The organism is Oerskovia sp. NPDC056781 (genome assembly GCF_042789955.1).
Lineage (GTDB): Bacteria > Actinomycetota > Actinomycetes > Actinomycetales > Cellulomonadaceae > Oerskovia > Oerskovia rustica.
Map to the genome: position 1 here is coordinate 1 of NZ_JBHUAD010000149.1, position 9,787 is coordinate 9,787.

7 protein-coding genes and 1 riboswitch are annotated in these 9,787 nt (G+C 73.2%); of the genes, 2 read left to right on the forward strand and 5 right to left on the reverse strand.

Annotated elements, in window-relative coordinates; translation table 11 throughout:
- Nucleotides 1–56 precede the first annotated feature (56 nt).
- The 3 genes from ACFRCR_RS12945 to ACFRCR_RS12955 form a co-directional block, all read right to left on the reverse strand.
- Nucleotides 57–641 (reverse strand): hypothetical protein, encoded by a 585-nt coding sequence (locus ACFRCR_RS12945; protein ID WP_377678043.1) that lies wholly within the window; start codon nt 639–641, stop codon nt 57–59.
- A gap of 147 nt (nt 642–788) precedes the next feature.
- The gene (metE, locus tag ACFRCR_RS12950; RefSeq protein ID WP_377678044.1) at nt 789–3,143 is read right to left on the reverse strand and encodes a 5-methyltetrahydropteroyltriglutamate--homocysteine S-methyltransferase; all 2,355 of its coding nucleotides are present in this window, start codon (nt 3,141–3,143) and stop codon (nt 789–791) included.
- A gap of 20 nt (nt 3,144–3,163) precedes the next feature.
- Entirely contained in the window at nt 3,164–4,213 is a 1,050-nt protein-coding gene (locus ACFRCR_RS12955; RefSeq protein WP_377678045.1) for a methylenetetrahydrofolate reductase, read from the reverse strand.
- Between the two features lie 112 nt (nt 4,214–4,325).
- Nucleotides 4,326–4,428, reverse strand: a riboswitch (SAM riboswitch).
- A gap of 214 nt (nt 4,429–4,642) precedes the next feature.
- On the opposite strand from ACFRCR_RS12955, the gene ACFRCR_RS12960 reads away from it, so the two are divergent.
- On the forward strand, nt 4,643–5,593 hold the full coding sequence (locus ACFRCR_RS12960; RefSeq protein ID WP_377678046.1) for a hypothetical protein: 951 nt from the start codon (nt 4,643–4,645) through the stop codon (nt 5,591–5,593).
- Nucleotides 5,594–5,635: 42 nt separating this feature from the next.
- On the forward strand, nt 5,636–6,067 hold the full coding sequence (locus ACFRCR_RS12965) for a PQQ-binding-like beta-propeller repeat protein (RefSeq protein WP_377678048.1): 432 nt from the start codon (nt 5,636–5,638) through the stop codon (nt 6,065–6,067).
- Between the two features lie 118 nt (nt 6,068–6,185).
- Here the strand turns inward: ACFRCR_RS12965 and ACFRCR_RS12970 are convergent, their stop codons facing one another.
- Nucleotides 6,186–8,456, reverse strand: a complete 2,271-nt coding sequence (locus ACFRCR_RS12970; RefSeq protein WP_377678050.1) for a TIM-barrel domain-containing protein — start codon at nt 8,454–8,456, stop codon at nt 6,186–6,188.
- A complete protein-coding gene (locus ACFRCR_RS12975; protein WP_377678052.1) occupies nt 8,453–9,649 on the reverse strand; it encodes a glycoside hydrolase family 15 protein in 1,197 nt (398 codons plus the stop codon). Before ACFRCR_RS12975 ends, ACFRCR_RS12970 begins: the two co-directional genes overlap by 4 nt.
- Between the last annotated feature and the right edge of the window lie 138 nt (nt 9,650–9,787).

The following is a 9,787-nucleotide window of genomic DNA, read 5'->3' on the forward strand; positions in this document are numbered from 1 at the left end:
GCCCCGCACCATCGGTGCGGGGCCCCTCTCGTCGTCGCGGACGACCTGTGTCCCTCTCAGGCGATACGAGGGAGCTGCGCGAGCGCTGCCACGACCTCGATCGCGTCGGCCTTGCCCAGCAGGACCTTCTGCGCCATGAAGGCCTTCGTGGCCGTGCTCTCCTCGGGCAGGCTCGACCCCGCGAAGACCTCCATGAGGGCGCGCGCGTCGGCCTCGGGCAGCCGGAAGGTCACGACCTGCGTGAGGTTGCGCAGGATCGCGGTGCGCTCGGCCTCCGAGAACCCGAAGCGCAGCGTGAGGGAGCCCTGCTCGATCCGCGTGTACGCGTACGTGACGTCGGCGAACGGGCGCGCCGGACCGTCCCCGAGGCGCAGCGTCCGGGCCGCGAGGTCGACCGTGACGGGCTTCGCCTCGCGCACCCAGTAGACGAGGAACGGGAGGATGATCGCGAGCACCGCGACGAGCGCGATGACGAGGTACAGCACGAAGCTCTCCTCGTCGCCGAACCGCAGGAATGCGACGACCGTGAGCAGCGCCGCGGCCAGGAACGGGGAGACGACGGCGGTCAGGCGCATCTTCTTGCGCCCGTCCACCCAGAGCGGCAGGTCGGTCGTGGTCGGAGCGGGTGCTGCGGCGTGCATGGTTCCCCCATCGGGACAGGTGCCTCGCCCCATGGTGGAGCGATGACGTGCGCGCCGATGCTACTGGTGGAGGAGTGTCGGGCGGAACGGGGAGAACTGCCCGGGGGCGGTGGGCCTGGGCCCAGCGCCCCCGGGGTGTCGCGAGGATCAGCCGAGCTGCGCGCGCACCGCGTTCGTCGCGGCGACGAGGTTCTCGAGGGACGCCACGGTCTCCTCGTAGCGACGCGTCTTGAGGCCGCAGTCGGGGTTGACCCACACGAGGCGCGAGTCGATCGACTTCACCGCGAGCTCGAGCAGGTCGGTGACCTCCTCGGTCGACGGGACGCGCGGCGAGTGGATGTCGTACACGCCCGGGCCGATGCCGCGCGCGTAGCCGGCCTCGGCCAGCTCGGGCACGATCTCCATGCGCGAGCGTGCTGCCTCGACCGACGTCACGTCGGCGTCGAGCCCGTCGATCGCCCCGATGACCTCGCCGAACTCCGAGTAGCACAGGTGCGTGTGGATCTGCGTCTCGGCCACGACACCCGCGGTCGCGAGGCGGAACGAGCTCACCGACCAGTCGAGGTACGCGGCCTGGTCGGCCTTGCGCAGAGGCAGGAGCTCGCGCAGCGCGGGCTCGTCGACCTGGATGATGCCGATGCCGGCGGCCTCGAGGTCCGCGATCTCGTCGCGCAGCGCGAGGCCCACCTGGTTGGCCGTGTCGCCGAGCGGCTGGTCGTCGCGCACGAACGACCACGCGAGGATCGTGACCGGACCGGTCAGCATGCCCTTGACCGGCTTCTCGGTGAGCGAGGCCGTGAACGTCGACCAGTCGACCGTGATGGGCGCCGGACGCGTCACATCGCCCCACAGGATCGGCGGACGCACGCAGCGCGAGCCGTACGACTGGACCCAGCCGTTCGCCGTGACCGCGAACCCGTCGAGGTTCTCCGCGAAGTACTGGACCATGTCGTTGCGCTCGGGCTCGCCGTGCACCAGGACGTCCAGACCGATCTGCTCCTGGAGCTCGACGACGCGGCGGATCTCGTCCTGCATCGCGGCCGTGTAGTCCGCGTCGGAGAGCTCGCCCTTGACGTTGAGCGCGCGCGCCCGGCGGATCTCCGGAGTCTGCGGGAACGACCCGATGGTCGTGGTCGGCAGCAGCGGGAGGTTCAGCTTGGCCTGCTGGGCGGCCGCGCGCTCGGCGTAGTCGCCGCGCGAGAAGTCGCCCTCGGTGAGGGCTGCGGCGCGCTCGCGCACCGCAGGCACGACGACGCCGCTCGCCACCGCGCGCGAGGCCACCGCCGCGCGAGACGCCTCGATCTGGTCGGCGACCGCCTCAGGTCCCTCGGTCAGGGCCTGGGCGAGAACGGCGACCTCGCCGACCTTCTGGTCGGCGAACGCGAGCCAGTCACGGAGGCGGGCGTCGATCGAGCCGTTGGTCCAGTCCTCGTCCTCGACGTCGTGCGGGACGTGCAGGAGGGAGGTCGAGGTGCCGACGGTGACGGTGCCTGCCCCCAGGTCCGACAACCCCTCGACCAGGTCGAGCTTCGCTGCGAGGTCGGCACGCCAGACGTTGTGGCCGTCGATCACGCCGGCGACGAGGGTCTTGTCCGCCAGGCCCGGGACGGGGCCCGCGGGGACAGCGCCCTTGACGAGGTCGAGCGAGATCGCCTCGACGTCGGTCGCGGCCAGGAGCGCGAGGCCGTCGTGCTCACCCTGGAGCCCGCCGAACGGCGCGCCCACGAGGATCGCGGGACGCTCGGAGCCCACCGCGAGCTCGGTCGCGAGCACGCGGTACGCCTCGGTGACCGCGGCGTGGACCTCGGCGGCCGGGACGTCGATCGAGTCGGACACGAGCGCGGGCTCATCGAGCTGCACCCACGGTGCACCCGCCGCGGCCAGGGCGCGCAGCAGCTCGACGTACACGGGCAGGACGTCCGCGAGGCGCGAGAGCGGGCTGAAGCCGGGCGCGCTGTCGTCGGCGGCCTTGGACAGTGCGAGGAACGTGACGGGCCCGACGACGACGGGCCGGGTCACGACGCCCGCGTCCTTGGCCTCGACGAACTGGCGCACGACGCGGTCGTCCGCGAAGCGGAACGGCGTGGACTCGCTGATCTCGGGGACCAGGTAGTGGTAGTTCGTGTCGAACCACTTGGTCATCTCGAGCGGGGCGTCCTCGCCGGCGCCGCGCGCGACCGTGAAGTAGCCCGCGAGGTCCAGCGCGCCGTCGGCGTCGGTGAGCGACGCGAAGCGGGACGGGACCGCCCCGAGGAGAGCGACGACGTCGAGCACCTGGTCGTAGTAGGAGAAGGAGCCGGGCACGGCGCCCGACGCGGCGTCGAGGCCCAGGTCGACGAGGCGCTTCGCTGCGGCGACGCGCAGCGCCGAGGCCGTGGCCTCGAGCTCGTCGGCGGTGGTCCTGCCGGCCCAGAAGGACTCGACGGCCTTCTTGAGCTCGCGGCGCGGGCCGATGCGGGGGTATCCGAGGACGGAACCGGACGGGAACGTGGGTGCACTCATGGTGAATACCTCTGAACTGGTCAGACCGAGGAGCTGCCCAGGGCAGGCTCGGCGGAGGGAAGGGGAGTGCCGGAGACCCACGGCCCGCTGGCCAGGTCGGGGGTGCGGGACGAGACGCCGTCGGCGTCCCCCGCTGCCCCACCGCCGAGGTCGACTCCCTCGAGCAGGTCTAGAGCGGCTTGGTGCTTGTTGAACGTGTAGATGTGGAGGCCGGGCGCACCGGCGGCGAGGACCTGGCGCGCGAGCGTGACCGAGTGGCGGATGCCCAGGGCGTGGCGCGCGGCGGGGTCCTGCTCGGCCTCGAGGGCCTCGACGACGCGCTGCGGTGCCGGGACGCCCGTGAGCTCCTCAACGCGTGCGAGCCGGGCCGGGTCCGTCATGGGCAGCAGGCCCGCGAGGATCGGGATGGTCACCCCTGCGGCGCGCGCCTCGGCGACGAAGTCGATGTACGAGGACGCCTCGTAGAAGAGCTGCGTGATCGCGAAGTCCGCGCCTGCCTGCTGCTTCTGCCACAGGCGGCGCACCTCCTGGGTGCGGCTCGTCCCGGCGGCGAGGTTCCCGTCGGGGAACGTCGCGACCGCGATGGTCAGCGGGCGGGCCGCGCCGCGCAGCGCGACGCTCGGGCTCGCGGCGCAGCGCGCGGCCTCGACCTCGCGCAGCAGGGCCACGAGCTCGGTGCTCGACCGCACGCCGTCCTCGGCGGGGCGCCAGTCCGGCTGGTCGCGCGGCGGGTCGCCCCGCAGGGCGAGGAAGCTGCGCACGCCCGCGTCGAGGAAGTCCGTGATGACGTCCTCGACGTCCTCGCGCGAGGCGCCCACGCACGTCAGGTGCGCGATGGGCAGCACGGGCGTGCCGTGCAGGAGCTGGCTGATGACGCGCCGGGAGGTCTCACGGTCGGTGCCGGCCGCGCCGTACGTGACCGACACGAAGTCGGGGGACGTCGCGACCAGACGGCGGGCCGTCTCCCAGAACTTGGGTGCGGCGTCGGGGCGGCGCGGGGGCATGAGCTCGAACGACACCGTGGGTCGCGGTGCCTCGTGCCCGAAGTGCCCCAGGTCGACGATGCTCATCGCGTGACCGCCACGAGGGGCGTGCTGGTGGTGGCCACGGGGGCCGTACGACTGGCGCGCGGGACCCCGGTGCGGTGTAGGGGTGCGCAGGAAGATGCCTCGGTCATGAATCGCTCCATCGAACCTGGCTGTAGCACCCGTACCCGCGGGAGGCTTCCGTTGGGGGGTTGCTGCGGTGTCAACGAGCCAGGACTCTCGACCGCTCTGGATGGTGTTGACGATCGTAGGGGGAATCCATGATCTGAGCCAATATCTGCTCGAAGCGTGAGACGCAGGGGTCCGGGGTGGTCGTTCAGGCCGGTCCGTGTTCCGTCCACGCTGTCGCAGGGTCGCTCCGTCGGGCCCTGCATTCGCCCTTCCAACGTACGCCTGTCGGTCGCCACCGGACCGTCGGGCGTTCCTTCTCGACGTCGCCGGTATGCTCCGGGCGTGCCTCGCCGACGCAGCCAGCAGCAGGTCGTGTTCATGCTCGACGACTCGTCCGAGGACGTCGACCCGGTCGACCCGGAGCCGCGTCGTCGCGAGCAGAGGGGGCGCCCGCTCGACCGCTCCGCCCGACGGCGCCGTGCCGCCCTCCTCGTCGGCCTCGCCGCCGGTCTCGGCGTGCTCGGGACGGCGGCCGCGGTCGTCGTGACGCGTGACGGGGCGGCCCAGGACGACGCGCTCGAGACGCTCCGATCGTCCGAGGGCGGGATCTTCGACCTCGCCTACGCGCCGCGTGCCGAGTGGAGCGTCGACCGCGACGAGGGCGAGCCGTTCACCGTGGGGGACCTGCTGGTGATCCCGGGGCGCTCCGGGACCGTCGGGTACGACCTCGGGTCGGGCGACGAGCGCTGGCGGCTGGACGACCTGACCCGGCAGGTCTGCGCCGCCGACCAGGAGGGCGTCGAGGGGACGCCGGAGGCGTCGGCCTTCGTGTGCCTGGGCCAGGGGGAGGATGCTCCCACAGCCCGACTCGTGAGCGTCGACGGTGCGGTGGTGGCCGAGGTGGAGGTGGACCCACGCAGGGGCGAGGCGGTCACCGGTCCCGGTGGGACGGTGCTCCAGGCCACCAGGGACGAGACGGGGGTCGTGGTCCGGTCCGTCGACGTCCGGACGGGAACGGTGGCGTGGGAGCGACGGCTGACCGTGAAGGAGGACGCGCAGGGCCCGCTGTGCGCGACCGAAGGTGATGCCGTCCGTGCGGTCTACCGGACGGGGACGGTGGAGGTCCACGGCTGCGGCGTCCTGTCCTACCTGACACCTGGGGGCCTGGTCGTCGACGAACCGTCGGCGATGGTGCAGGTCACCGCCTTGGGTAACGGGTCCTACCTCCGCTCGTCGGGGACGGCCGTCGCGGGACCCGCCGAGGCCGTCTCGGCCGACGGCACGGTGCTCTAGAGGAACGAAGGGCTCGTGCTCGGGGAAGGTGCCAGAGACCTCATGGCACCTCACCTCGTCCTGCTCGACCAGGGGGAGACGCTCCTCGCCGTCCACCGGGACGGCACGACCGCCTGGACCGCGCCGGTCGCAGCGCGGCAGGTGCTCGTCCGCGGGGCGGACGTCGTGCTCGTGCAGACGGTCGACCGGGAAACGGTCGCTCTGGACGCCACGACGGGCGAGGAGCGGTGGCGGCGGGCCGCCGGGCCTGTGTCCGGTGCGGTGTCGTACCGCGTGACCGGCACGTTCACCGACGGCTTCTCCGCGCTCCTCGTCGTCCCCACCGCGCCCGGCACGAGCTCGGTCACCGCCCTCGACCTGGCGACGGGCGACGTGCGATGGACCCAGGAGCACACCGGTGACCCGTACGAGCTGGTCGCTGGGGGAGGTCGGCTGCTGAGGGTCGACGAAGCCCAGGTCACGGCGTTCGGCTGACGGTCGTGGGCGGTGAGCTCGGGCCGCAGGCCCCACCCGCGGACGGGTGGAGCCGTGCTCACCGCTGCTGCTGCGCCGTCGGCCCGCCGGACCGCCGGACCGCCGGACCGACGAGCGACTACCGCGCGAAGACCGGCGCCAGGTCCTCCCAGGCGGACGCACGCACGTACACCGGGATGACGTCGCGCGGGACGTCGCGCGTCACGAGCACCCCGGCCCCGCTGGGCTCGCCCGTGGCGGGCCGCCCCGTCCAGGCGTCGACCCACTCGCCCGCCGGGAGGTACGTGGTCCACGTCGTGGCGCCCTCCTCGGTCACGGGGTGGACCAGCAGGTCGTCGCCGAGCTGGTACTCGTCGGCGTGCTCCCACACGTTCTCGTCGTGCGAGTGGTCGACGAACAGACCGCGCATGAGCGGGGCACCCGTGGCGATCGAGTGCCGCGCCTGCTCGGCGAGGTACGGCACGAGGCGCTCGCGGACCTTCGCGAAGCCCCGGAACACGTCCACGACCTCGGGGTCGTCGTTGGTCTCGGCGACGTACCACGGCGTGCGGTCCCGCAGGGGGCGCTGGTGGTGGTTGAACTCCGAGTGGTACTGCATGACGGGGCTGAACGTCGCGGCCGCGACCCCGCGCAGGTAGAGCTCCGAGCCGGGCACGGGGCCGGAGAAACCGGCGAGGTCCCAGCCCCAGTAGACGATGCCGCAGGCCGAGGCCGTGATGCCCGCGTTCATGGACCAGCGGAACGCCTCCCAGGTCGAGTTCTCGTCGCCCGCCCAGTGCAGGCCGTGGGCCTGCGACCCAGTGAACCCGGCGCGGGAGAACGTCACGGGAGCCTTGCCGTTCTTGCGCAGCAGGTCGCCGAACGCGCGGGCGTAGTGCACGGGGTAGAGGTTGTTGCCCTCGTCGCCCCGGCGCCCGTCCGCGTACCGGAGCTCGTCGCCCCACGCGTGCTCGCCGCCGTCGGTCTTGAAGCCGTCGACGTCGAGCTCGGCGACGAGGTACTGGCGGCGCGCGGTCCACCACTCGCGGCCCTCCGGGGTCGACAGGTCGGCCATGAGGGACTGCGGGAACCACCAACCGCGGTTGTGGTAGGCGCTGCCGTCCTCCTCGCGGACCGCGTGCCCGGCCGCGACCATGGCGCGCCCGTCGGCGAGCACCTGGGCCTCGTGCGGCACGTCGGGGCCGAGGTCGTGCTCGGTCTTGAGCAGGGGGATCTGCCACAGGACAACCTTGATGCCGCGGGAGTGCAGCTCGTCGATCATGCCCTTCGGGTCGGGCCAGGCGCCGTCGGCCGGGTACGTGAAGTCGGAGGCGGCGTGCGGTGCGCCGTCGGCGTTGATCGCGTAGCGGGCGTCGCGGAAGATCGTGATGCCCTCCTCGTCGCTCCACGCCTCGATCACGACGACGCTCACGGGGACGTCGAGGTCGCGGTGCGCGTCCATCTGCTCCATGACGAGCTGCTGGGTGTTCCACTCGTTGCCCGACGCCCACAGGCCCAGGACCCACGACGGGAGCTCCTCGGCCCGGCCGACCTCGTCGCCGAACGCCTTGAGCACCTCCGTGGGGCTGCCCTCGTAGACGCCGACGTCGAGCGCGGCGTCGTCGCCCAGCGCCGCCTCGACGACCAGCAGGTCGGGCGAGGAGGCGGCGACGTCGTACCAGGTGCGCCGCGACGTGCGGACGTGGAAGCCCCAGCCGGAGCCGCCCACGACGTGCGCGAACGGCATCGGCATGTACGTGCGTCCCGTCGCGCCCTGCGACTTGTACTGCTCGAACACGACGGCGTCGAGGCTCCTGCCGCGCTGGTCGACGGCGTCGAACCGCTCGCCGAACCCGACCACGTGCTCGGACGCGCCGAGGCGGAACGCGAACCGCACGCGCCGGGCGCCGTCCTCGTCGGTCCACCACTCGACCGAGCCGGGGACGACGAGCGGGTGCTCGTCGGCGGGCACGCCGCCCACGGTCACTCCGCGGGCCCCCGCCGGGGCGGTCGAGGTCCACGTCCCCGCACTGACCTCGAACCACTCGGTGGCGGCGTCGGCCGTCGTGAAGCGGTAGCGGTAGCGGCGGCCCGCCTCGAGGACCGGGCTCGTGGCGTGCCAGGCGCCGTCGGCCGTGAGCTGGCCCGCCTGGGCCGCGGCGAGGTGCCCGTCTCCGCCCGCGAGCGCTGCCGCGTCCGCGGGGGACACGGACCCGGGCACGGCGGCGAACGTCGTGACCTGGGAACCGTCGTCCCACTCGCACGCGACGGCGACGTCGGCGGGGGCGTCCTCGACGACGACGCCGAGGCTCACCGAGGTCCCGGCCCCGGGGTGCACAGGCAGGCGCTGGTCGGCCGACGCGGCGTAGGGGTGGCCGATGCCGGCCGGGCGGTGGATCAGGGTGGTCATGGGTGCTGCTCCGTGTTCGGGTCGGTCGTCAGGAGGCCGAGCTCGTCGGCCAGGATCAGGTACATGCCGTGGGACCACAGCAGGGGCAGTGCCACGGGACCCCAGCGCTCGATCCACTCGTCGCGGGAGCCGGGGTGCATCAGGTGGTCGGGGACCTGCTCGGGCATCTGCCCGTCGGGTCCGGCGTGCGAGGCGATCCACCGCAGGTGGCTCCACGCCTCGTCGGTCCGGCCCGCGCGGGCGTGGTTCCAGCCGAGGAGGGCGGACAGCAGCAGCCACTGGCCACCGCCGTAGAAGACGTCCGCGCGGAAGCGGTGCACGCCGCCGTCGACGTCGAGGTCGCGTGCGACGGCGTCGAGCGTGGCCTCGGCGACGGGCGAACCGGGCTCCACGAGGCCGAACGGCACGACGCACGCGGCGAGCGACGCGTCGACCGCGCCCGAGCCGAACCACTTCGCGAGGTGCGGGGCGTCGGGGTCGCTCGCGCGGCCCGACGTCATGCCGTCGGCCTGGACGAGCGCGCTGATCGCGTCGGCGACCTCGGTGGCCCGGGCCGAGCGGGCGTCGTCGAGCAGCGGGGAGCCGTCCGCGCACCGGGCGCCCGCGGCGGCCAGGAGGCCCGCGCGGACCGGGGCCAGCGTCGAGGGGTGGCGTTCCTCGACGTGCTCCTCCCACCAGTCGTAGCAGGGGAGCTCCCACGTCGCGAGCAGGTAGTCGACCGCGATGGCGACGGCCTCGCGGTACGGGTCGAGCGGGCGGTCGTGGCGCTCCGCGTGGGTCACGAGCTGCCACAGCCACATGCCGTAGCCGTCGGTCTGGAAGTCCCACCAGGGGTCCTGGCCGTCGGCGCCGTCGAGCAGGAAGCGCGTGGGGAGCATGTCGGTCAGGGGGAGCTTCTCGCCGCGGTCGGCCCGCGCGAGCAGGTCCGCGACGTGCTCGCCGCGTGAGGTCAGGACGCCCACTGCCCACCGGTGGAACCGGTCGACGGACTCGACGGCGCCGTAACGGGACATCCCCTCGGCGACGAACGACCCGTCGCGGAACCAGGCGTAACCCTGGTAGGCGCTGAACGTGGGCGAGGCCGGGTAGGCGCCGCCGCCGTCCTGGTGCTGTGCGATCACCTCCGCGGAGGTGCGCGCCAGGTCACGCAGGCGGTCGAGGTCTTCTGACGTCGTGGGGAGGGCGAGGCTCATGGAATTCGTCCTGGTGCTAGGGATGGACGTCCGGCGTGGGGGGGCGTGGTGCGTGGTGGGGGGGGGGGGGGGCCCCCCCCCCCCCCCCCCCCGCCGCGGGGGGGGGGGGGGGGGGCCCCCCCCAAACAGGTGGAACCC

Bases quoted from the DNA above. Each gene is read 5' to 3' on its own strand.
- ACFRCR_RS12965 (WP_377678048.1), top strand. From the start codon at position 5,636: ATGGCACCTCACCTCGTCCTGCTCGACCAGGGGGAGACGCTCCTCGCC.
- ACFRCR_RS12970 (WP_377678050.1), bottom strand. From the start codon at position 8,456: ATGACCACCCTGATCCACCGCCCGGCCGGCATCGGCCACCCCTACGCC.
- ACFRCR_RS12975 (WP_377678052.1), bottom strand. From the start codon at position 9,649: ATGAGCCTCGCCCTCCCCACGACGTCAGAAGACCTCGACCGCCTGCGT.
- metE (WP_377678044.1), bottom strand. From the start codon at position 3,143: ATGAGTGCACCCACGTTCCCGTCCGGTTCCGTCCTCGGATACCCCCGC.
- ACFRCR_RS12945 (WP_377678043.1), bottom strand. From the start codon at position 641: ATGCACGCCGCAGCACCCGCTCCGACCACGACCGACCTGCCGCTCTGG.
- ACFRCR_RS12955 (WP_377678045.1), bottom strand. From the start codon at position 4,213: ATGAGCATCGTCGACCTGGGGCACTTCGGGCACGAGGCACCGCGACCC.